The organism is Methanolobus sp. (assembly GCF_030682845.1).
Classification (GTDB): domain Archaea; phylum Halobacteriota; class Methanosarcinia; order Methanosarcinales; family Methanosarcinaceae; genus Methanolobus.
In genome coordinates this window covers 1-22,494 of record NZ_JAUXNK010000015.1, presented here as the reverse complement: position 1 = coordinate 22,494, position 22,494 = coordinate 1, and the positions used below count along the sequence as shown (strand labels likewise).

The following is a 22,494-nucleotide window of genomic DNA, read 5'->3' as shown; positions in this document are numbered from 1 at the left end:
CTAAGAACACTATTATTACTTTTGACTGTCAATGTTGGGCTGCAGTACAGTTTCTCAACTGATATCATAGAAACTGATATCGTGTTCGGTGGTGAGAAGAAGCTCAAAACTGCCATTGATGATGTGGTCAGGATCTTCAAGCCTGGCGCGATTTCTATCTGCGCTACATGCCCTGTGGGACTGATCGGAGATGATATAGAAGCAGTAGCTCTTGAGGCACAGAAGGAACATGGCATCAAGGTCATGGCACTTCGCTGTGAGGGTTACAGGGGTGTCAGCCAGTCAGCCGGGCATCACATTGCAAGCAACGTGCTCATGGAACATGTGATAGGTACGGAGGAACTTGAGGATCCGACTCCATTCGATATCAACATCTTTGGAGAGTATAACATCGGAGGAGACCTCTGGGAGATAACGCCACTATTTGAGAAGATAGGGTACCGCATAGTGTCAAGCTTTACAGGCGACGGTTCTTTCCATAGTCTTGCAAAGGCTCACAGGGCAAAGCTGAGTATCCTGCTGTGCCACAGGTCTGTGAACTATACAAATCGCATGATGGAAGAGAGGTACGGCGTGCCCTGGCTTAAGGTCAACTATGTTGGAGTAGAGGGCACAAAGAAGTCACTTCGAAAGATGGCTCAGTTTTTCGATGATCCTGAACTGACCAGGAAGACAGAGGAAGTAATAGAAGAAGAAATGGCAAAGATCCAGCCTGAACTTGAGAAGTACAGAAGGAAGCTGGCAGGCAAGAAGGTATTCATATACTCCGGCGGTTCCAGGTCACACCACTACCAGAATCTCTTTGAGGATCTCGGCATGAAGGTGATTGTTGCCGGATATCAGTTCGCGCACCGGGATGACTACGAAGGCAGGAAGGTCCTTGAAGGCATGAAGGAGAAGGCTTCCAGTTCAATACTTGAGGATCTGCACTATGAAATGGAGGAAGGGTACAAGCCTGCCATCAGTGAAGAGCGTATGAAGGAACTCAAGGAACAGCTTGGCCTGATGGACTATGAGGGAATGTTCCCCGAAATGAAAGACGGGACAGTCGTTGTAGACGACCTTAACCATTATGAAACGGAGTTCCTCATTAAGGAGCTAAAGCCGGACCTGTTCTGCTCGGGTATAAAGGACAAGTACATGGCACAGAAGATGGGAATTCCCTCAAGGCAGATACACTCCTATGATTACAGTGGGAGGTATACAGGATTCTCAGGAGTGCTGAACTTTGCAAGAGATGCTGACATGGCAGTGAACAATCCGACCTGGAGTCTGATGAAGACACCCTGGAAGGCAGAATAAAAGGAGAGGTAGAATGCTAGATTATACGCCAAAGGAAAAGGTTGAGAGAAATGCACTGGTAGTCAACCCTGCAAAGATCTGCCAGCCCATAGGGGCTGTGTATGCTGCAATGGGTGTGCACAATTGTATGCCCCACAGCCATGGATCGCAGGGATGTCTCTCATACCTGCGCATGTGCCTCACAAGGCATTACAGGGAACCGACTGCAGCCACAAGCAGCAGTTTCTCTGAAGGGACCGCAGTGTTCGGAGGAGCATCAAACCTCAGGGAGGCACTCACGAACATAGAGGCTGTCTACCAGCCCGAGGTTATAGCCATACACACCACATGTGTAGCTGAGACCATCGGTGATGATGTTAACCAGATAATTGAGGATGTGAAGATGGAGGAACTCATCGATCCATCCATTAAGCTCTGTGCAGCATCCACACCAAGCTATGTAGGCTCCCATGTGACCGGCTATGACAACATGGTGAAGTCCTTTGTCACAAGCTTTGCCCGCAAGTCAAAGCCCAACGGGAAACTCAATGTCATACCCGGCTTCGTGGACCCCGGGGATATCCGGGAGATCAAGAGGATACTTTCCATAATGAAGATACCTGCTATCGTGTTCCCGGACCAGACAAACGTATTCGACTCCGGCCTTTTAGGAGACGGGTCACTATATGCTAAGGGCGGCACACCTGTCGGGGATATCGAGGATACTGCAAACTCTGCCGGAACGATTGCCTTATGCAGCATGGCCGGCGGGGCGGCAGCACAGTTACTCAAGACAAAGTTCAAGGTCCCTGCACAGATAGGACCAGTGCCAATCGGTGTGCGCTACACTGACAGGTTCATTATGAAGGCAGCAGAACTTGCTAATGTTCCGATACCACCGGAACTAGAGCAGGAAAGAGCAAGAGTTGTCGATATGATGACCGATGCCCATCCACACTACTATGGAAAGAAGGTCGCGATCTTTGGTGATCCTGACATAATCCACGGCCTGACAAGCCTGGTGCTTGAGATGGGAATGGAGCCGACAGTAGTCCTTACTGGAACTACGAGCAAGGCATTTGAGAGTGAGATGGCACAGTTGGTACACCCACTGTATCCGGATTCACAGATACTTACCGGAGCCGATCTGTTCACTCTCCACCAGATAATAAAGAACGAACCTGTGGACATGCTCATAGGCAATACCTACGGAAAGCACATCGCACTCGCAGAGGACATACCGCTCATAAGAGTAGGATTCCCCATCATGGACAGGGCAAATATGCACCATTTCCCGGTCATGGGATATGCAGGGGCAGCCCGGATGGTCGAGTGGATCGGCAACACTTTCCTGGACATAAAGGACAAGACAATTCCCGAAGAAGAACTGGAGGTCGTACAGTAACGACCTCATAAACCATTTACGGAGAATCAATATGCCGGAAATAACAAGCGTGGTTAACACACTGGACGAAAGACAGCCATATATAGCCCTCAAGCAGGCAAAGAAAAAGGATACTGCACTTGCCTGTGACAGTACTTCCCTGGCAGGCGCCATGAGCCAGAGGGCCTGCGTGTACTCAGGTGCACGTGTTGCCTTAAATCCCGTGACCGACGCGGTGCACCTGGTCCACGGACCTATCGGCTGTGCAAGTTACACCTGGGATATCAGGGGCAGCCTGTCCAGCGCAAAGGAGACTTTCCGCACCAGCTTTTCCAGCAATATGAAGGGACTTGATGTGGTGTTTGGCGGTGAGAAGAAGCTCTCAAAGTGCATTGAGGAACTGGTCGGACTGTACAATCCACCAGTAGTATTCGTATACTCCACATGTATTGTCGGAATAATCGGTGATGACCTCCAGGCAGTTTGTAAAGAAGCAAGCCGGATACACAATATCCCGGTAATAGCCGTACATTCGGAAGGGTTCAAGGGTACCAAGTCCGACGGATACAAGGCAGCATGCAATGCCCTGATGCAGCTTATAGGGACAAGGGAACCGGAGATAACTTCCCCGTACACCATGAACATCCTGGGAGATTACAATGTGGCAGGAGATGTATGGCTTGTCAAGCCTCTCTTTGAAAAGATGGGCATCCAGGTCATAACCTCAATGACTGGGGATGCGACCTGCGAAACGATCTCACAGGCGCACAGGGCCCGGCTGAACCTTGTGCAGTGTTCCGGATCCATGACATACCTTGCAAAGTGGATGCATCAGGAATATGGCATTCCCTTCAGGAAGGTCAGTTACTTCGGAATTGAAGACATTGCAATCGCCTTGCGGACAGCAGCCGATTTCTTCGGTTCGCAGGAGATGAAGCAAATTGCAGAGCAAATAATAGAGAGCGAGACCAGTCGGATAATGCCTGAGATCCGGAGCATCCGCAATCGCCTTCAGGGTAAGACAGCAGCTATCTACATGGGCGGTGCTGCCAAGGCGCTTACACTTATCAAGGGATTCCGTGAACTTGGAATGGAAGTGGTCATCATAGGTACGCAGACCGGCAAGAAGGACGACTACGAACAGATTAGCTACCAGGTTAAGGATGGGACAGTGATAGTGGACGATGCCAATCCGCTTGAACTGGCCGAACTGCTGAGAAGACAGAAGGCAGACCTGATGGTGGCAGGTGTCAAGGAACGTTTCCTGGCCTACAAGCTTGGAGTTGCCTTCTGTGATTTCAACCATGACAGGGTGATCGAGTTTGAGGGTTACGATGGTTTCCTCAACTTTGCAAGGGAACTGGATGCTTCCATGAACAGCCCGGTGTGGAAGGCATATGGGAGCAGGCTAAAGCCGGCATTGGAGACAGATACCGTTTCAAAGAATAACTTTGCCCGGAAAGCATGCCATAGAGCAGAATCGGAAGAGTCAATAAAGGAGAGAGAAAACATGCAAGATCTCAATACTACCACACAACAGGAGTCGATAGCATGACCGACAGAAGTTATGCTACCGTTAACCCCTGCATCATGTGCCAGCCCATAGGCAGTGTGATGGCATTTAAGGGAATAGAGAATTCCATGGTACTGCTACATGGTTCACAGGGATGCAGCACTTACATGAGACTGCATCTTGCCCATCACTTCAGGGAACCCGTGGACATCGGGTCAAGTTCCCTGAGCGAGAAGGGAGCAGTATACGGAGGAAGTGAGAATCTTAAGAAGGGACTGAAGAATCTGATCCTGCGTTATGACCCAAAGGTAATAGGCGTTTCCACCACCTGTCTGGCCGAGACAATAGGAGATGATGTAAACCGGATCATTGCAGAGTTCAAAGAGGAAGAGGAAGAGATAGTTAATGACAGGATAATAATTCCGGTATCAACGCCCAGTTATGAGGATAGCCACAACAGCGGCTACATCAAGGCTGTGGAAGCGATCGTAAAGGAGTTCACTGCTACGGAGGGGTCCGGCAGCGATATTTTTAATAACAAACTCAATGTGGTGCTCTCAGAGAATGTGTCACCTGAGGACACACGCGAACTCCGGAGAATACTGTCCGATATTATAGGCCCAAATTCATTCATACTGTTGCCGGACATTTCGGAGACCTTTGATGCACCCATTACAGGAGAACTGCAGAAGATCTTTCCGGGGGGTACTCTCCACTCAGACATAGCAGACATGAAGAACAGTGCTGCAATGATAGGACTCGGGATCACTAATGCTAACCGGGCGGTTAGTTACCTTGAACAGACTTTTGATATCCCTTCACAGAATCTGCCATTACCCATAGGACTGGAATATACTGACAGGTTTGTGGCTTCAGTTTCCATGATAGCAGGGACGGATGTGCCCGAGACGTACCAGAAGGAGAGAGGACGCCTGATAGATGCTATGGTGGATGCGCACAAGTATGTGTATGGAATGAAGGTGGCCATCTACGGAGACCCGGACAATGTCCTTGGCATACTTTCCCTTGCACTTGAGAACGGCATGCATCCTATATTGGTAGTATCTTCCAGCAAGTCCCCGGGATTCACAGAATATGCAATGGAAAGGGTCGCACAGGTAAAGCCGGACTGTGATGTGACCATTCTTGAGGATGTGGACTTTGATGCATTCAATGATGCAGTGAAGAAGGTAAAACCGGAAATGCTTATTGGCAATTCCAATGGCAAGTATATTGCAAAGGAGATGGGAATACCTCTTGTAAGAGTCGGCTTCCCCATACATGACAGAGTGGGTGCCCAGAGGATACTGTCCCTGGGATACCTCGGAGCAATGAGCATGCTGGACAGGGTGACAAACACAATACTGGAAACTCAGGAAGATAAGTTAGCTGAAAAGTGGTCCGAACCGGATAGATACGCTCCGCTTGACAGAGAATTCTATCCTGCGGAAGCATGAGATGTCTTAGGAAATAGTGAAAAGGGGATAGCCGGGCAGATCAGTGTATCCAGACTACCCGGGGCTCCTGCCTCGGGGGCCTTTCCAGAACCTCACCCTCATATCCGAACACAATGGGTGCGATAACCCGGTAATCATAGGGTATCCCAAGTTCGCTCATGAACTCCACGTTGTCCTGGAAAAAACAGGCTGTTCCAACCCAGCAACTGCCAATGCCCATTGATGTTGCTGCAAGCATCATGTTCTGGGCACACATGGCACAATCATAGTCAGTTGTGAAACCGGCATTACTGCCAAGAACTATAACAAGCAGAGGAGCCCCATAGAATATGTCGAAATCTTCCCGGCCCAGCATTTTCTTGAACTCGGCCACATTGTCGTTTGGCATATCTTTAAGCTGTGCAAGTAATTTCGGCTTGCAGTAATCGGACATCCTTTTCATCATTTCCTTGTTCTGCACCACAACAAAGAACCAGGGCTCCGAACCAAAGCCGGTAGGAGCATATATCCCTGCATCGATTATCTTCTTTACTGACTCTTCACTCACCGGCCTGTCGAGATAATCCCGAACACTCCTGCGCGATTTTATATTTAGTATGATCTCATTATCTTTCCCCGTCATTGACCTCACTCCTGTAACCTTATCCCTTTTACTTTAGAATATCAATTTCACCCTTTATTTCTTGATGCTTCAAATTCCTTTTTCGATATCTGGACCAGTTCATCCGGATCATCCACATCCTTATGGACGTAAAGCCCGCACCAGCAACGCCTCATTGCATCGTAGTGCTCTCTGTGGAAAGGTATGCAAGGGCATACCAGTTTCATATCATGCTCACGCTCACCTGTCAGCCCCTGGCAGGGACAGAAAGGACTGCCTTTCTCCTTTTCCAGCATGACCTCCTGCTCGAGCAGGAAATCCACGATCTCTTCGTCGGGACTGAACTTATAGCCAAGTGGGTCTATGACTCTCTGGAACATGGTCCTGAACTGCTCCATACGCTTGTTCGTATCCATGAATATTACCTCACTTGTCCAGCAGGCTGGAATATTTCTTAGGATCGTATCCTACGACCACGTCCTCCCCAATTTTGACGAAGGGGAAGGACATCTTTTCTCCATGAGACATGCAGTCCTCCAGGATAGACTTACGAGTCGCTTCGTCAGCCTTATCGTAATCGATGTACTCAAAGAGAATGTTTTTTTCCCTGAAGAACGTCTTGGCCCTCATACACCAGGGACAGGTGCTGAGAGTGTACATTACCACTTTCTTCACTGAACCTCACCTTTCCAGATTAACGTAAACTTTGCCATCGTCGACCTTTGTCTCATAAGCAGGGACAGTTATCTCTTTTGCATCGAGAAACTCACCACTCCTTATATCGAACCGCCAGTCATGACACGGGCACTTGATAACATATCCTTCCATATCACCTTTTGAAAGTGGGCATTCCATATGCGGACATTTGTTGGATATTGCATAGAAACCACCTTCCTGCCTGAGCAGCAGTATCTTATTACCCTCCATCAGCAATGGTTTCTTATCGCCTTCATCCAGCTCACTTTCGTTTATTGCAAAGAACCATGGAACCAAAACCTCATACCTCCTTCAGGATATCTTGTCACGTTAAAGCAGAACGAGCACTTCTCCTCCCTCTACTTTGTTCTCGTAGGTCTCAAGGGTTGCTTCTTTATCCCCGAGGTGCTTACCTGTCCTTGTATCATATTCCCATCCATGGCAGCCGCATTTAAGGATATGTTCATCAATGAAAGTGCCCTTGGAAAGTCGGCAGCCCATATGGCCGCACTTACCATAGAGAGAGTGGATTTGCCCATTTTTCCTAAAGATAATTATGGGAGTATCCTTTACCCTGACAAACTCTATGCTCTCATCAGTCAAATCTTTTTCTTTTAGTGCAAAGAACCAGGATTTCTCCGGCATATGTTAACCTCCCATAGGTAAGCAGGGATTCAAAAATATAAATAATTGTCGTGAATTATCACAGGACAGGTCAGGAAGGTACAGGGTCCGGCCTGCCCTGGAAATAACGGTACTCCTTAACTATGAGGAACATGTTCAAAAGACCCGCCATCAGGTCGGACAAGGGGAACGCCAGCCATACACCGGAAATATCAAAATAACGCGACAGAAGAAGTACCAGTGGTATGAGGAAAAGTATCTGGCGGCACATTGAAAGAATAAAGGACGACCTTGCTTTCCCGATAGCCTGGAATACTGTCGTACTGATGACGTTTATTCCAATTATATGAGTTGCAAGGACCATGATCCTCAAAGCTGTTTCCCCGCTGGCTATAAGATCTGCATCCTTACTGAATATACCGAAGAATGTACCAGGGAGGCAATGACAGCGTAATTTGAGACGCAAATTAATGTGTACTACCAGCTGAAGAGATGGGGCCTCTGGCCCTGTCTCACTACACATCGGCTCATTCTGAGGAGGAACAATGACAGTATGAAAGGAAACTTTAACGGCGGGGAACCGGAAGGTGGGCGACCGGGAAATGAAGCCCCGGATAAAGAGAATAATGGATTGTTATCCGGTCTGATCAACAAGATAAAGGCAATTTTCAGTTAAACTTTGGGATGATCGGATAAACAGGATACAGGCAGCAGATTATATTCTGCCTGCAACTTTTGTCTCATAACTCACAACCGGCAACCATAATCATTCCTTATACACCCCATCTCCGGTGACAAGCCTGCCGTCTACAGTGACCCAGCCGCCCTGAGGACCTGACAACAGGACATTCATCCATTCACTGTAGCTGTTCCATTGCCAGCCCAGAATCCACCACTCATTATATCCGGTCATGCTGACAGATATCTCTACCTGGGCATCAGGGGAGGCTTCATACTGCACATAGATACGACTTTCATAGTTATGGATATTCTGCGAGCTGTCGATGTCATATTTTGGAAGGAGGACCATCTCCCGCTCAAGAGGATTCTTTGTATCTATGATGTGGTCAGCAGATACCATTGTTGCAAAGAAGATGTGATCCTGAACAGGTGTTTCCTCAGAATACCCATCAGATATCACGGGCTCTATTTCCTGGGGCGGGTCGCTTTCATCGGATATAGGTATGGGGAGAGGACGGAATTTAGGGACTATCTTATCAGTCTTCATGGAAAGCATAAGCCCATGTTCAGTATCCACAAGAGCATACTCCCATGAAGGATCATCGTTATTGAAGTTATTCTCTACAATATCCTGCCCAACTGAAGACGCGTTATCCATAACAGGAATCGGGATGTAAAGAGTTACGTTGCTCAGATTCGAATTTGTAGTGAAAGTGACATCATAGTCATAACTGCTGTGGAAGCTATCTTCATACATCGCTTGTTTCTGGCCTGCCCACCAGAAAGATAACATTCCGGCAGACACGACAAATACCAGAACAAAGCCAACTATTATTTTATAAGAAGGTTTCATGTTTTATACTCTGAAATCATGAATAATTATGAGTAAAAGAATACCCAAACAAATATAATTATTGCATATTACATCGTATAATAATTTACATATAAACATAAATAAATAAAGGAGTACAGGCAAATTTAAACAATTTTAATTTATTTTAACAGCAAGGTATAACTCTACCTTTTTATAATATTCAAGCGCAGTTTTTGCATGGACTGTTTAGGAACAAGAGGAAGTATAACACAGGCGATTGAATGAAAATCAACAACAAAGACGATGTTATTAAGGCCATTGAAACGCACAATGTGAAGTTCATACGATTGCAGTTCACGGATATCCAGGGAACAGTAAAAGATGTCGAGATTCCCATTACACAGATAGAGAAAGCATTGACCTCCGGGATCTCCTTTGACGGCTCTTCTATCGAGGGGATGGTGAGGATCGATGAATCAGACATGGTACTTAAACCGGATACCAAGACCTTCGCAATCCTTCCATGGGGCAGGGATAAAGGTGTCGTTGCAAGGATGATATGCGACGTTCACCTTCCCGACGGCAGGCCTTTTGAGGCTGACCCGCGCTTTGTCCTCAGGAAAGTAATGAAGGAAGCGGAAGAGATGGGATTCCAGCTCAATGTCGGTCCGGAGCTTGAGTTCTTCCTGTTCGCCAAGGAAAACGGCAAGGCCACTACAATACCCAACGATTACGGACGCTACTTTGAATTTGCCCCCACCGACCTTGCAGAGGATATCAGAAGGGAAATAGTGCTTACACTCACAGACCTTGACTTTGATATCGAAGCCTCACATCACGAATGTGCCTGCGGCCAGCACGAAATTGACTTCAAGTACGACGATGCGCTGACAACGGCCGACAATGTAGTGACATTCAAGTACGTTACCAGGACCATTGCAAAGATCCACGGGATCCATGCCACCTTCATGCCAAAGCCAAAAGCCAACGAAAGCGGATCCGGTATGCACGTCAACCTGTCACTTTCAAAGGATGGGAAGAACGCCTTCTATGACCCAGAAAAAGATATGCAGATCAGCGATATTGCCAGGTACTTCATAGCAGGTGTAATGGACCACATCAAGGCAATTTCCTGTATCGCAAACCCGCTTGTCAACTCATACAAGAGGATAGTGCCAGGTTATGAGGCTCCCGTATACATCACATGGTCAGGTGCAAACCGCAGCTCCCTTATCCGCATACCCACCCCTCGTGGGAACAGCACAAGGACAGAGCTCAGGAGCCCGGACCCATCCTGTAACCCTTACCTTACCTTTGCGGCAATACTTGCTGCCGGACTTGACGGTATCAGGAACAAGAAGATGCCGGCAAAGATAGTTGACTATAATATATTCGACCTGACAAAGGAACAGCTAAAAGAAAGAGATATCGAGACACTGCCGGGCACACTCAGTGAGAGTGCAGATTACCTGGAGAAGGATGCATTCCTCAGGGAGAAGCTCGGAGTGCACGTGCATGACAACATCCTCAGGCTTGCAAGGGCTGAATGGGATGCGTACCGCATACAAGTGCATGAATGGGAGATAGAGAGATACCTGAACACTGTTTAAAGAATGCAGCTGGATATCGTTATAAGAGAAACAACCAAGGAAGACTTTCACAGGGTCCTGCGTTTCATTGAACTCGTAGATGGGGATTTTTATCCCCCTCTCAGTAAAAGGGGAGACGGAGGCATCTCTGAAAGAGTAAGGACATCTCTTGCCGCTTCCAATGCAAATTATGTCGTTGCGCAGATGACAGAAACGGAACCATCCGATGATTTGCATGGATTTGTTTCAATGGTCGGATTCACCCGAATGTGGCAACAGGAAGATGATGCTTATATCAATTTCCTGGCCACACATCCTTCTTACCGTAAGAACGGCATAGCGCATTTATTGTATAGCAGACTCGAAGAGATACTTCTTGAAAAAGGCGTCAACAGGGTCTACCTTTGCACATGGTCAGACAACCTGGAAGCTATCCGTTTCTATGAGAAACTGGGATACATGGCATATTCTATTGTCCTTAACGACAGGGGCAATGGGATAAACACCCTCAATTACAGGAAAAGATTGGATCGGAAGTTCCTGATGAGTGCAAAACAATAATATATGATGATGATATCGATTAAGCTTTAGATGGTTCTTAATTGTTGCAGCATTGGTGCATGCGGCATTAAAACAATCACCTCATCGCGAATATGTCTGCAGGCTCAAATGAATGTCAGTCCAGACCGCTTTGACATTTTAAAATACCGGACACGGATACCCTTTGCATGGTTAGTTAGAATAGAGGAAGTGTTGGGTACCGTGCCCGTTAAACCAATGTCCTATTTCAACATTCCTCTGGCATCCTCTCCATTTTCTTTGTGGAAAGCTTATTGATGGATTCCAGGTTTACGCCCTTTTCCAGAGACAGTTTGCCGTTCCCTATCGCACTGGTGACGAACTGTCTGCCTGTGGGGTTTCGAATTATCAGGGTTGTGTAGCCCTGAGGACTTCCGATGGAGCCTGCGGAAATATCTGAATGGAGAGCAGTGAGGTCAGTGCATATTTTACAGCCAGGACGCACACAGTCTTCCACTTCATTGAGGGAGAGGACTGTTAGCGAGCCGTCCTTCAGTGTTATTTCCAGCTTGCCTTTCACATCGAAACGAGTGATATCCAGAGGATCGAGATTCTTTTGTGCAATGAGCTTGTCCTGCACGAGTTTTTCATAGTCGAAGGTCTCTGTACAGAACAGGCCCACGACCAGACGGATGTATTTCCTGAAAGGCCTCAACAGGTCAAGGTCGCTCTCACGCATCTGATGGATCGCTTCCACGACACATGGGACCCCGACAACCGCTACGTTGGTGAATTTGCGGTTGATAATGGCCTCTTTCAGGGATGCTACAAGGGGCACCCACCAGTTATAGCGGCTTCCTGCATGATGCACAAGGGCTTCACCGGATGTTATCACGGCTGATGACGGCCGCAGGGTCCATGGGTCTTCAACGACCGTCACCACTGCATCGATCATGCCCTGTTCCAGCGCATTTGCAAGTATAGCTGTTACCGCACCGCCGCTTTGCTTTTTAGGAATACCGAACTCTGCTTTTGCAGAAACTATGTCGATATAAGTTCCAATTACTTCTGGTTTGCCAGGGTGGAGCCTGGGACATACCTCGTAGCATGCGCCACATGGCACACCATCGTTCACTTCCTTGCAGTAACCGCTGTTTAGAGGATGTGCCGAGTCTGCACCGGTTCTAAAGAAGATGGCATCAGCAGGGCATACTGCTACACATGCTCCGCATGATGCGCACTTGCCTGTCTCCCATACCTCTGCCTTAAGATCAAGATAATTTTTACCTGCCATGTGATCACTCCCATGTGTACTTGCCTGCAAATGGCCTGCTGCTTGCAGGTATTATGCGGGTGTAATTGGTATCCAGGAACTGGGAGGGGTCAACCTCGATCCGCTCACAGAACTCCGTTATCAGTGGTGATAAGCGATTCAGGTCATCCTCTGTAAAAATGACCTTCCGGGCTCCGACACCAAGCAGCCGGTCTTCGATGTCCCCGCGCAGGATAATCTCTCCTCCATGGATACCGCTTCCTATACCCCTGTCCTTTACGGCAACTTCATGCCCTATTCCAAGAACAATGATAATTCCGCCTGCCATATACTCTCCCAGGAAGGCATGGGTTGTACCGCCGACCGCTAGCACAGGACGCTTCTGATCGTACTCTTTCATGTGAATGCCGCCCCTGTAGCCGATATCGCCCCTGACGAACACCCTGCCTCCGCGCATGCTGTGCGCCACAGCATCACCTGCACTTCCGTGAATGACAATGGTACCGTTGTCCATCGTGTTCCCGGGCGCATGCTCACTATCGCCGCGTACAATACACTCCGGACCGCTCATGAACATTCCAAGATCGCCTCCGGGCACACCGTTAATAGTTATCCTGACATTGCTCCGGAGCCCGTTCGCAATGAAACGCTGCCCGAGCACATTATCGATCACGATCTCTCTTACACCTGATGCCACTGCCTGCCGTATCATCTTGTTCAGCGGCGTATAGTGCATGCCGTTTGCGTCAATAGTCATCGTTTCCACGTTATCAGGCCCCCACAGGGTCTACATTCAGAACCTTGAGCATGCCTTCATCCAGCATATAGCCACGCAGTCTCTCACGGTTACCGCGCAGACTCTCGATACTGTTGATTCCTGCGGCACCCATCAGTTCGCTCAGCTCCAGGGTCCAGGCATGGATAAGGTTTGCAACATGCTGTGAGCCGACATCCGTATCGATACGGTTCACAAGATCAGGCTGCTGTGTCGCGATACCCCATGGGCAGAGACCACGGTAGCAGTTGCCGCACACCCTGCATCCCAGGGCTATGAGCGAAGCAGTACCGATGTAAACTGCGTCTGCTCCAAGTGCTATGGATTTTGCGAGGTCCGCGCTGTTGCGTATGCCTCCGCTGGCTATGACAGATACTTCATTCCTGATGCCCTGATCATTCAGTTTCTTGTCAACGGCTGCAATTGCAGCTTCTATCGGGATACCGACATTGTCTCTGAACACCTTTGGTGCTGCACCGGTACCACCACGGAAACCGTCAATCACAACGGCATCTGCAGAAGACCGGGCAATGCCTGCCGCTATGGCTGCGACATTGTGGACAGCGGCTATCTTGACAAAGATAGGTTTCTTCCATTCCGTAGCTTCCTTGAGGCTGCGCACAAGCTGTGCAAGGTCCTCTATACTGTAAATATCATGATGGGGGGCAGGGCTTATAGCATCCGAGCCCAGAGGTATCATACGGGTGCATGAGACATCTGAACACACCTTCTCTCCGGGAAGATGGCCGCCGATGCCTGGCTTTGCTCCCTGTCCGATCTTGATCTCAATGGCTGCACCACGTTCCAGGTAATTGATATCCACACCAAAACGCCCGGATGCTACCTGAACTATCATATTGCTCTGGTAAGGATAGAGCGACTCATGCATACCGCCCTCACCTGTGCCCATGAAGGTCCCGGTCTTTGCAACAGCCTTGGCCAGGCTGAGCTGGGCATTGAGGCTGATAGCACCGTAGCTCATATGACCTATCATGAGCGGGGTATCGAGTTTCAGGTTCGGGGACAGCTCGGTCTTCAGCTCTATATCGCCCTTGTCACTCTTTGTGAACTCGAGCTTCGCGGGCTTCTTTCCAAGGTAGGTGCGCAGCTCCATGGGTTCCCTCAGCGGGTCAATGCTTGGGTTTGTGACCTGACAGGCATCAAGCACGAGCCGGTCAAAGATGATCGGATAATCCATAGCATTGCCCATTCCCGCCAGGATGATCTTCCCGGTACGGGCCTGATTGATTATATCCTCGCGGGCCTGTGCTGTCCACAGGGGGTGGCTGCGGTAATCCACGGGCTTTTCCTTCAGAGAGATGGCATCCCTCGGGCACATTGAAATGCAGCGGTGGCATGCTGTACACCTGCGGGAGTCTATCAGAATTTTGTCATCCTCTATCCTGTATACGCCATAGGAACAGTTATCGACACAGCGCATGCACTTCATACACTGGTCGCGGTCAATACTTATCTTGTACTTCAGGGGAACACTGCCGAGGCTCATTGTACAACCCTCCCTACAACAGGCTCGCCTGCCCTTGGCATATAAATTGACTTTACTTCGGGATCCATCACACGGATAGCTGCCTCTTCGCTGGAGATGTACAGGCGTGAGCCGTTCTCTCCCACTACAAGCGGACGAAGCTTTATCCTGTCAGTGAACCCTACAATGCCCTTGCTGGTTGCAACCACGATGGCAAAGGGTCCGTTCATTAGTGCCGGCCCATATGTCAGGCGCAGTGTACGCTTTAGTTTCTGCTCTTTTTCAGGCAGCAGATCGATCTCATCCCAGAACTGGGGTGCCAGGGCTTCAACTATCATCTCGGAGGGAAGACCGTGCCGCCTTCCCAGAAGATCGAATAGGTACGCTACTACTTCCGTATCAGTGGACATCGTACACTTGTAGCCGTTGCTTTCCACGTAACTCCTGTTGGTACCGTAAGATGTGATCTCACCATTGTGCACTACGGCCCAGTCAAGCAGGTTGAACGGGTGCGCACCGCCCCACCATCCAGGAGTATTGGTCGGGTAGCGGTTGTGTGCAAGCCAGATATAGCCCTTATAGTCCTCTATCCTGTAGAAATCAGCAACCTCCTCCGGCCAGCCTGCAGCCTTGAAGACTCCAAGGTTTATTCCCGAAGAGAAGATCAGAGCCCCCTGGATGGTAGAGTTCACGGTCATCACAAGATGCTTGATGATATCTTCAGCAGGATTGTTACTGCCTACTATGAACTCGGTATATGGCCTGTAGAAATATCTCCAGGGGATATGCTCCCTCTTCAGGCAGGGCTGCTCATAAGTCGGGATCTCTTCCTGATGGACTATCCTTCCCCACTTTTGAAGCACCTCATCTACCTTGGATTTAGGTTCTACAAGGTTATCAAAAAATACATGAATTGCATAACAATCCGGATAATCGGGGTATATGCCATAGGCTACATACCCTGCTCCTTCTCCACTTCCTCTTTCTTTCATCAGACTCAGGGCCTTCTTTATACTGGAGCCGTCCATTCTGGCCTTGGTCCGGTCGATGACGCCTATTATTCCGCACATGTTTATCACTAGGACTATGTTTTTGGGTTTCGCATTATCAACTTCACGCCAGACCTAACCATGCAACGGCTGACAGAAGGATGGAAACCTTTCCGTAACTATAAATATGGAACAGCAGATAAATAAAGTGCTGCGTTAATATATTTTAAATAAATTGAATAAGGGTTTATCCCTTACCCAATTTACAAGATGCTCAGATAGTTATCTATCTCCCATTGGTGAACAATGGTCTTGTAGTCATCCCATTCAGCATTCTTTGCCTTGAGGAAACTGTTGAAGGTGTGCTCTCCGAGAACGTTCTTCATGAACTCGCTTTCCTTCATTAGGTCAAGTGCTTCCCTCAGGCTGCCTGGGAGAGCTTCGATACCTCTCTTTACCTTATCTTCTTCACTGAGCTTGAAGATGTTAACGTTGGTTGCCTCAGGGGGTTCGATCTGGTTCTTTACACCGTCAAGACCTGCGTGAAGCATTGATGCAAAGGCGAGGTATGGGTTACATGCAGGGTCAGGGCATCTGAGCTCTACTCTGGTGCCGATTCCTCTTGTTGCAGGTATACGGATCAGTGCGCTCCTGTTGGATGCAGACCATGCTGCATAGATAGGTGCCTCATATCCCGGTACAAGCCTCTTGTATGAGTTGACCGTGGAGTTGGTGACAGCCGCAAACTCTCTTACGTGCTTGAGAAGACCGCCTATGTAGTACCTGGCTGTCTGGGAGAGGCCGTCGCTTGTTTCCGGGTCATAGAATGCATTCTTACCGTCCATCATGAGGGACTGGTTCGAGTGCATGCCCGATCCGTTCACACCATAGAGGGGCTTTGGCATGAAGGATGCATAGTATCCCTGATGATAAGCAATGGACTTAACGACATACTTGAAAGTTACAACGCTGTCAGCGGTGGAAAGGACATCTCCGAACCTGAAGTTGATCTCATGCTGTGAAGGTGCAACTTCATGGTGGGAAGCTTCCAGCCTGAAACCCATGTCCACAAGTGCAAAGTCAATGGCCCTTCTGACATCCTGTGCAAGGTCAAGAGGTGCGAAGTCGAAATATCCACCGTTGTCTGTGAGCTGTGTGGTTGGCCTGCCGTCAGCATCCAGCTTGAACAGGAAAAACTCTAGTTCAGGACCTACGTTCATTGTGTAGCCCATTTTGTCGGCTTCTGCGATAGCTCTCTTGAGGATGTACCTTGGGTCTCCTTCGAATGCCTTGCCGTTAGGTCTCTTGACATCACCGATAATACGTGCAACTGCACCTTCCTTTGGTCTCCATGGAAGGATCCTGAAAGTGGACGGGTCTGGCATGAGCACCATGTCGGACTCTTCGATCCGTGTGAAACCTTCAATGGATGAACCATCGAACATCACACCATTCTTGAATACACTCTCAAGGTCTGTTGCAGGGATAGCCCAGCTCTTGACCATACCCAGAATATCTGTGAACTGGGTCCTTATGAACTTCACATCACGCTCTTCTACAATCTTCAACACGTCTTCAACGGTTGTGGGCTTTGATACTGACTTTGAGTTTACCATACAACTACTCCTCCATTCTATGGATGTAAGTAACCCATTACCTACTTTCAACTATATATAGATTTCTAAGCATGAGTCAATTCAGAGTTATTCCATCCACAATAGAGAATAACAAACATTCACTGATAAGATTAATTCCAGAATGAGTCAAATATTGACTAAACCATCCGCCGGCCAGCAGGAAACTTAAAAGCACCCCCCATCCGGAAAGACTGATCAGCAATGCAGCAAATGTTTAAAATAGGTAAGAACCGGAAATCCTATTCAGAAGCTGCCGCGACTCAAACCGGAAGATATCAGGGATTATAGTCTAATTTATATCACAAGATAAGGAATATGAGATATAACATGCCAGAAACCTCTTCCAGCGATCCCGAGCTTCTCAACCGGCTGAAAGCAGCCTGCAAAGACACGCTCAAATGCATGCAGTGTGGCGTATGCAGCGGCAGTTGCCCTTCCGGCAGGCACACGGCACTTAATATCCGCAGGCTGGTGAGAAAAGCAGCCAGAACTACGGATGTCCTTAAGGATGAGCAATTATGGATGTGCACTACCTGCTATAACTGCCAGGAACGCTGCCCGAGAGATATCGATATTGTAGACGTGGTGCTTACATTGAGATCGATGGCAGTACACGAAGGCATTATGCTTGCGGAGCACACCAAAGTGAGCGAACTTCTGCTGGAATACGGGCATGCAGTTCCGATAGATGAAGAACGCAGGAAACAGAGAGTAGAACTTGGGTTGGAAGAGATGCCGCTAACTGTCCACAAATACCCTGATGATCTCAAAGAGGTGAGGAGCCTCCTCATATCATGCGGATTTGACAGTCTTCTGGATAACAAGGGTAAAAGAAATGCAGAAAAGGAGACGATATGAAAGGGTTATCGCTTTTCCTGGGGTGTGTGGTACCTAACAGGTACCCTGGCATAGAGATGGCAACCAAACTCTGCCTTGCAAAGATGGACATTGATTGTGTGGAACTCAAAGGTGCTTCCTGCTGTCCTGCACCGGGGGTTTTCAGGTCCTTTGACACGTCTTCATGGCTGGCCCTTGCCGCCCGTAACATAGTTCTTTCCGAAGAGATGGACCGGGATATATTAACCATATGCAATGGCTGCTTCAGTACTCTGGCAGATGCGAACCGTATCCTGAAAAATGACCCGGTCCTCCGGGAACAGACCAACGGGCATCTTGCAAAGATAGGCAGGGAATTCAGAGGGAATATCGAGGTCAGGCACATCATCGAATATCTCCATAAAGAGGTAGGACCGGATAAAGTAAGGAGCTTTATTGAAAGGCCTCTGAACATCCGGGTGGCGGTGCATTATGGATGCCATCTTCTCAAGCCTTCCAGGGAAAGAGAGCTTGGGAGCTTTGAGCGTCCTGAGTTCTTTGATGAACTTATCGAGTGCCTTGGAGCCACAAGCGTAGACTATCCGGACAAGACCGAGTGCTGCGGAGCAGGCGGGGGCGTTCGCTCGGCACAGCGGGAAGACTCCCTGAGACTTGCACAGCATAAACTCTCACGTATCAAGGATGCGAATATCGATTGTATAGTCAATGCGTGTCCTTTCTGCCACATGCAACTGGATGCCGGACAGGAAGAGATCAGACAAAGGACTGGTATCATATACAATATACCTGTGTTACATTATACCCAATTACTGGGGCTTGCTCTTGGCTTCTCCCCGGATATGCTGGGCATAAACCTTAATGTTATAAAGGATAATAAATTCATTGGAAAAGTAGAAAATGAGTAGTAAAAGAGGCATTCTTACCAAAAACTTTAAAGTCCAGGATGCTATTACACAATACCGCACTGTGAGCGTGTGGCCTAGTCAGGATATGGCGGCAGCCTCCTAAGCTGCAAGTCGAGGGTTCAAATCCCTTCACGCTCGCCATTTTCTTCTTTTAGAACAATCACAAGGGAGATTGACAATTGAGAATAAGGAAAGCAAATGTTGATGATGTTAAAGCGATAAAGGAGATCATAGATCCTTACGCAAAAAAAGAGATCATGCTTCCTCGACCCTTAAGCGAGCTTTTTGAATCTGTCAGGAATTTCTATATATGTGAAGAGGACGGAGAGATCATCGGCTGCTGCGCCCTGCAGGTAAGCTGGCAGGACATGGCGGAAGTACTTTCGCTTGCAGTTAAGCCGGAATATACGAAAAAAGGGATCGGATCAATACTCCTGGATGCATGCCTGAACGATGCAAGGGAACTCAAAGTCAGTACGGTTTTTACTCTGACATACGCCGTGCCCTTCTTTGAGAAAAAAGGATTCAATGTCGTGGACAAGCACACACTGCCTCACAAGATATGGAGCGGCTGTATAAAATGCCCGAAATTTCCCAACTGTGACGAAGTGGCAATGATAAGGAAACTCTAAGCGACTCTGTGACCAGCTTGGGTAACCATGCGAATTTCAGTAAAATATTTTTTCAAGATATAGGATGCAACCCTCTTCTTTCACTATCGTGAAACCATGCCTTATGTACATGTCTGTTGCCGTATGCAGAGATAGGTCTGTTTTCAATACAGCTTTTTCATAATTTGCTGCTGCATAGGAAAGGGCTGCATTGAAAAGGTCCCTGCCTATCCCCTTCCCCCTCCATTCCTTGCGCACATATATCCTCTTTATCTCACATGTATCAGGCCCTGCTTTTTTCACAGCCGAGGTACCTGTCAATTCATCACCTTCCAGCGCAATGAAAAATGCACCGCCTTTTTCCACATAATTGGCCCGGATATTTTCAAGATCAGAGTCTTTAACCGGGTCGTATGCGAATCCTTCTTCCTGCAGCACCTTGAGAACCAGTGACCTTGCTGCACAGGAGTACTCATTTGAAAAAGGCATTATCATGATGAGAGATATACTTCCGGAGTTTTAAGGAAATCGAGAGCAACAGTGTAGAATGCTCTGGCACCAAGGGTCAGGACGTCTTCATCGATATCGAAACTGCTGGAGTGGTTGCCTTCAAGCATACCTTTTTCAGGGTTCCGTGTGCCAAGGATAGCAAAAATACCCGGCACCCTCTGCAGATAGAATGCGAAGTCCTCAGCGCCGAATATGCGATCAGCATTTTCGTTGACAGCAAAGTTGTTATCTCTGAGCACCCTTGAAGCAGCCCTTGAAAACCTTACATCGTTCATCAGCACCGGATAGCCGGACTCTATTTCAAGCTCATAACGCGGAAGACCGGCAAAACCTTCCCTTGAGTGCTTTGACATCAGCTGATCAAGAACACTGCCTATTATGAGCCCGATATGTGCAGTATCCTGGTCATCGAATGTCCTGAAGCTCCCGTCAATCTCCAGCTCATCCGGAGTCCTGTTGAACTGACTGCCGGAGTTCAGAGCCCCGATACCAAAAACATAATTTGCAGGGTCCACACTTTTAGGCAGTTCTGAGTAAAGGGTTGAAATGAACTCTGATGCCACCAGAATAGGGTCGATGCAATATCCCGGAGTGGAATGATGACCTCCTTTTCCGAAGATGCGTATCCTGAAGCGGTTAGAGCTTGCCATGCATGGTCCCGCTCTGATGTTAAACACACCTGCTTCAACATCCCCGAATATATGGAGCCCTATGGCAGCATCTACACCTTCAAGCCCACCATGCGCTATCACACGCTGAGCGCCTCCGGGGGGGACCTCTTCAGCAGGCTGGAAGATGAGGCGAACGGTGCCATTGAAACTATCCTGACACTCTTTTAAAAGCCGGGCAGCACCAAGCAGGATAGCCATGTGGCCGTCATGACCGCATGCATGCATCACGCCTTTGTTGGAAGAGATATACTCTTTATTGTAGTCAGTCTGATTTTCAGTTACAGCAAGGGCATCCATGTCCGAACGGATAGCGATGCAAGGACCCTGGCCCCTGCCACGGATATTGGCTATCACTCCTGTATCGGCTATTTTCTGACAGTCTATTCCAAGTTCTCCAAGGACAGATACAATTCTCTCCTGGGTCCGGTATTCAGCATAACTTAGTTCCGGTTCCCGGTGGAATTCGCGCCTCAGATTTTTTATCCATTCATCAAGGGAGCTCAAACGATTCACCCGAAATATGATCATGCAATATTATTATGCAACAATGATACCATAAAAGATAGAACCCGATGTATTTAACTCATATGAGTGATTCCTGAGATTGTTGCAAGCCTTCCATATGCAAAAAAGCAGCCCATTCACGAAAACACATCCGGATGATGCAAATGATCAAAACAAGGATAAGGGATTTCCTGATAACAAAAGATGATTGGATATTCGCTGTTTCCGATTATTTCCACCCCCAAGGGATCAGATCGACTTTAAGGTATGTGCCCGACAAGGAGGGAGAAAGAGAACTCAACGGCACCCGATATAAAAAATATGATTTTGATGTTTCCTTTGACTTCATGAGGCAGAACAGGCCTGAATGGGTTGAGGATGTCCATGTTGTGCCTGAGAGTGAGGTAAAACAGGTCCTCAGGCCTACTGAGGCGATAAACGCACTTGCCATCCTGGATAAGAGGGTATCTGTAATCGTAAAGACCCTTGAGGATGCCGGTGTCCCCAGAAATAAGATGGGCGTCACGGGCTCATTCCTGCCCGGACTGCAAAATGAAGGTTCAGATATCGATTTTGTAGTATACGGCAAGGACTGGTTCACTGCCAGGGATGCCATAAGGGATGCAAAACTTGCGCAGGGACCCATAGAGGATATTGACGAGGACATGTGGAGGAAGATATACAACAAGCGCATTCCCGAGATCAGCTTTGAGGAATTCGTCCTCCATGAAAAAAGAAAAGGCAACAGAGGGATAGTCGGGGGAACCTACTTTGACCTCCTGTTCGTGCGCGACTGGGAGCAGATCACGGCACCTGCCACCAGGGGAAAGGACACCCGGAGAATGAAGATCGAAGCAAGGGTCACCAATGCAGATCTTGCATTTGACAGTCCTTCGGTATACAAGGTAGAGCATGAGGAGATCGACCACGTGCTTTCCTATACGCACACATATGCAGGCCAGGCCCTTGCCGGAGAGGCCATTGAGGCCAGCGGCATGGTGGAAGAAGTAGGTGGTTTCAAGAGGCTTGTGGTGGGCACCTCAAGGGAGCCAAAAGGAGAATGGATACGATCACTTACGCTGCTAAAGGCAGAAGGCATGATCTGAAAATAAAAGAGAACAGGACCAGGTATATAAA

25 protein-coding genes and 1 tRNA gene are annotated in these 22,494 nt (G+C 48.2%); 12 read left to right on the top strand and 14 right to left on the bottom strand.

Features of this window, described 5'->3' with window-relative positions; all coding sequences use genetic code 11:
* The first annotated feature begins 21 nt into the window (after window positions 1-21).
* Genes Q8J68_RS01595 through Q8J68_RS01580 form a run of 4 tightly spaced genes read left to right on the top strand, consistent with a single transcriptional unit; the run spans window position 22 to window position 5,635 of the window.
* Window positions 22-1,302 carry a nitrogenase component I subunit alpha gene (locus Q8J68_RS01595; RefSeq protein WP_305309815.1) on the top strand — a complete coding sequence of 427 codons (1,281 nt, stop codon included), beginning with the start codon at window positions 22-24 and terminating at the stop codon, window positions 1,300-1,302.
* Window positions 1,303-1,315: 13 nt separating this feature from the next.
* Window positions 1,316-2,686, top strand: coding sequence for a nitrogenase molybdenum-iron protein subunit beta (nifK, locus tag Q8J68_RS01590; protein ID WP_305309814.1), 1,371 nt, complete (start codon window positions 1,316-1,318; stop codon window positions 2,684-2,686).
* A gap of 31 nt (window positions 2,687-2,717) precedes the next feature.
* Entirely contained in the window at window positions 2,718-4,220 is a 1,503-nt protein-coding gene (gene nifE, locus Q8J68_RS01585; protein WP_305309813.1) for a nitrogenase iron-molybdenum cofactor biosynthesis protein NifE, read from the top strand.
* A complete protein-coding gene (locus Q8J68_RS01580; RefSeq protein WP_305309812.1) occupies window positions 4,217-5,635 on the top strand; it encodes a nitrogenase component 1 in 1,419 nt (472 codons plus the stop codon). The genes nifE and Q8J68_RS01580 overlap by 4 nt, the downstream gene beginning before the upstream one ends.
* Window positions 5,636-5,675: 40 nt before the next feature.
* On the opposite strand, the gene Q8J68_RS01575 is transcribed toward Q8J68_RS01580, so the two are convergent.
* The 6 genes from Q8J68_RS01575 to Q8J68_RS01550 form a co-directional block, all read right to left on the bottom strand.
* Entirely contained in the window at window positions 5,676-6,257 is a 582-nt protein-coding gene (locus Q8J68_RS01575) for a nitroreductase family protein (protein ID WP_305309811.1), read from the bottom strand.
* Window positions 6,258-6,304: 47 nt separating this feature from the next.
* Entirely contained in the window at window positions 6,305-6,652 is a 348-nt protein-coding gene (locus Q8J68_RS01570) for a ferredoxin-thioredoxin reductase catalytic domain-containing protein (RefSeq protein ID WP_305309810.1), read from the bottom strand.
* Between the two features lie 10 nt (window positions 6,653-6,662).
* Entirely contained in the window at window positions 6,663-6,911 is a 249-nt protein-coding gene (locus tag Q8J68_RS01565) for a glutaredoxin family protein (protein WP_305309809.1), read from the bottom strand.
* Between the two features lie 6 nt (window positions 6,912-6,917).
* The gene (locus Q8J68_RS01560) at window positions 6,918-7,229 is read right to left on the bottom strand and encodes a Rieske (2Fe-2S) protein (protein WP_305309808.1); all 312 of its coding nucleotides are present in this window, start codon (window positions 7,227-7,229) and stop codon (window positions 6,918-6,920) included.
* A gap of 33 nt (window positions 7,230-7,262) precedes the next feature.
* Window positions 7,263-7,577: a Rieske (2Fe-2S) protein gene (locus Q8J68_RS01555; RefSeq protein ID WP_305309807.1), complete on the bottom strand. Its 315-nt coding sequence runs from the start codon at window positions 7,575-7,577 to the stop codon at window positions 7,263-7,265.
* A gap of 70 nt (window positions 7,578-7,647) precedes the next feature.
* Window positions 7,648-8,022 (bottom strand): polysaccharide biosynthesis C-terminal domain-containing protein, encoded by a 375-nt coding sequence (locus tag Q8J68_RS01550; RefSeq protein ID WP_305309806.1) that lies wholly within the window; start codon window positions 8,020-8,022, stop codon window positions 7,648-7,650.
* 87 nt (window positions 8,023-8,109) lie between these two features.
* Here Q8J68_RS01550 and Q8J68_RS01545 point away from each other — a divergent pair, with 87 nt between their 5' ends.
* Window positions 8,110-8,232 (top strand): hypothetical protein, encoded by a 123-nt coding sequence (locus tag Q8J68_RS01545; protein ID WP_305309805.1) that lies wholly within the window; start codon window positions 8,110-8,112, stop codon window positions 8,230-8,232.
* 90 nt (window positions 8,233-8,322) lie between these two features.
* On the opposite strand, the gene Q8J68_RS01540 is transcribed toward Q8J68_RS01545, so the two are convergent.
* Window positions 8,323-9,090 carry a hypothetical protein gene (locus Q8J68_RS01540; RefSeq protein ID WP_305309804.1) on the bottom strand — a complete coding sequence of 256 codons (768 nt, stop codon included), beginning with the start codon at window positions 9,088-9,090 and terminating at the stop codon, window positions 8,323-8,325.
* Between the two features lie 242 nt (window positions 9,091-9,332).
* On the opposite strand from Q8J68_RS01540, the gene Q8J68_RS01535 reads away from it, so the two are divergent.
* A complete protein-coding gene (locus Q8J68_RS01535; protein ID WP_305309803.1) occupies window positions 9,333-10,661 on the top strand; it encodes a glutamine synthetase family protein in 1,329 nt (442 codons plus the stop codon).
* A gap of 3 nt (window positions 10,662-10,664) precedes the next feature.
* The gene (locus Q8J68_RS01530; RefSeq protein ID WP_305309802.1) at window positions 10,665-11,201 is read left to right on the top strand and encodes a GNAT family N-acetyltransferase; all 537 of its coding nucleotides are present in this window, start codon (window positions 10,665-10,667) and stop codon (window positions 11,199-11,201) included.
* Window positions 11,202-11,427: 226 nt separating this feature from the next.
* Here Q8J68_RS01530 and Q8J68_RS01525 read toward each other — a convergent pair whose 3' ends face one another.
* From Q8J68_RS01525 to glnA, 5 genes are all read right to left on the bottom strand, one after another.
* Window positions 11,428-12,453 carry a Coenzyme F420 hydrogenase/dehydrogenase, beta subunit C-terminal domain gene (locus Q8J68_RS01525; RefSeq protein WP_305309801.1) on the bottom strand — a complete coding sequence of 342 codons (1,026 nt, stop codon included), beginning with the start codon at window positions 12,451-12,453 and terminating at the stop codon, window positions 11,428-11,430.
* Between the two features lie 4 nt (window positions 12,454-12,457).
* A complete protein-coding gene (locus Q8J68_RS01520) occupies window positions 12,458-13,198 on the bottom strand; it encodes a hypothetical protein (protein ID WP_370867579.1) in 741 nt (246 codons plus the stop codon).
* A gap of 4 nt (window positions 13,199-13,202) precedes the next feature.
* Complete coding sequence (locus Q8J68_RS01515) at window positions 13,203-14,714, bottom strand: glutamate synthase-related protein (protein ID WP_305309800.1); 1,512 nt, start codon at window positions 14,712-14,714, stop codon at window positions 13,203-13,205.
* Window positions 14,711-15,763 (bottom strand): glutamine amidotransferase family protein, encoded by a 1,053-nt coding sequence (locus tag Q8J68_RS01510; RefSeq protein ID WP_305309799.1) that lies wholly within the window; start codon window positions 15,761-15,763, stop codon window positions 14,711-14,713. Before Q8J68_RS01510 ends, Q8J68_RS01515 begins: the two co-directional genes overlap by 4 nt.
* Window positions 15,764-15,945: 182 nt before the next feature.
* Complete coding sequence (glnA, locus tag Q8J68_RS01505; RefSeq protein ID WP_305309798.1) at window positions 15,946-17,298, bottom strand: type I glutamate--ammonia ligase; 1,353 nt, start codon at window positions 17,296-17,298, stop codon at window positions 15,946-15,948.
* A 348-nt stretch (window positions 17,299-17,646) separates the two neighbouring features.
* On the opposite strand from glnA, the gene hdrC reads away from it, so the two are divergent.
* The 4 genes from hdrC (at window position 17,647) to Q8J68_RS01485 (ending at window position 19,693) form a co-directional block, all read left to right on the top strand.
* Window positions 17,647-18,177 (top strand): CoB--CoM heterodisulfide reductase subunit C, encoded by a 531-nt coding sequence (gene hdrC, locus Q8J68_RS01500; RefSeq protein WP_305309797.1) that lies wholly within the window; start codon window positions 17,647-17,649, stop codon window positions 18,175-18,177.
* Complete coding sequence (gene hdrB / locus Q8J68_RS01495; protein ID WP_305309796.1) at window positions 18,174-19,061, top strand: CoB--CoM heterodisulfide reductase subunit B; 888 nt, start codon at window positions 18,174-18,176, stop codon at window positions 19,059-19,061. The genes hdrC and hdrB overlap by 4 nt, the downstream gene beginning before the upstream one ends.
* 63 nt (window positions 19,062-19,124) lie before the next feature.
* Window positions 19,125-19,202 (top strand) — tRNA-Arg (locus Q8J68_RS01490).
* Window positions 19,203-19,240: 38 nt separating this feature from the next.
* On the top strand, window positions 19,241-19,693 hold the full coding sequence (locus Q8J68_RS01485; RefSeq protein WP_305309795.1) for an N-acetyltransferase: 453 nt from the start codon (window positions 19,241-19,243) through the stop codon (window positions 19,691-19,693).
* 36 nt (window positions 19,694-19,729) lie between these two features.
* Here Q8J68_RS01485 and Q8J68_RS01480 read toward each other — a convergent pair whose 3' ends face one another.
* Window positions 19,730-20,167 (bottom strand): GNAT family N-acetyltransferase, encoded by a 438-nt coding sequence (locus tag Q8J68_RS01480; protein WP_305309794.1) that lies wholly within the window; start codon window positions 20,165-20,167, stop codon window positions 19,730-19,732.
* Window positions 20,164-21,366 (bottom strand): M20 family metallopeptidase, encoded by a 1,203-nt coding sequence (locus Q8J68_RS01475; RefSeq protein WP_370867580.1) that lies wholly within the window; start codon window positions 21,364-21,366, stop codon window positions 20,164-20,166. Before Q8J68_RS01475 ends, Q8J68_RS01480 begins: the two co-directional genes overlap by 4 nt.
* 155 nt (window positions 21,367-21,521) lie before the next feature.
* On the opposite strand from Q8J68_RS01475, the gene Q8J68_RS01470 reads away from it, so the two are divergent.
* Window positions 21,522-22,463: a nucleotidyltransferase domain-containing protein gene (locus Q8J68_RS01470; RefSeq protein ID WP_305309792.1), complete on the top strand. Its 942-nt coding sequence runs from the start codon at window positions 21,522-21,524 to the stop codon at window positions 22,461-22,463.
* Window positions 22,464-22,494: the final 31 nt, after the last annotated feature.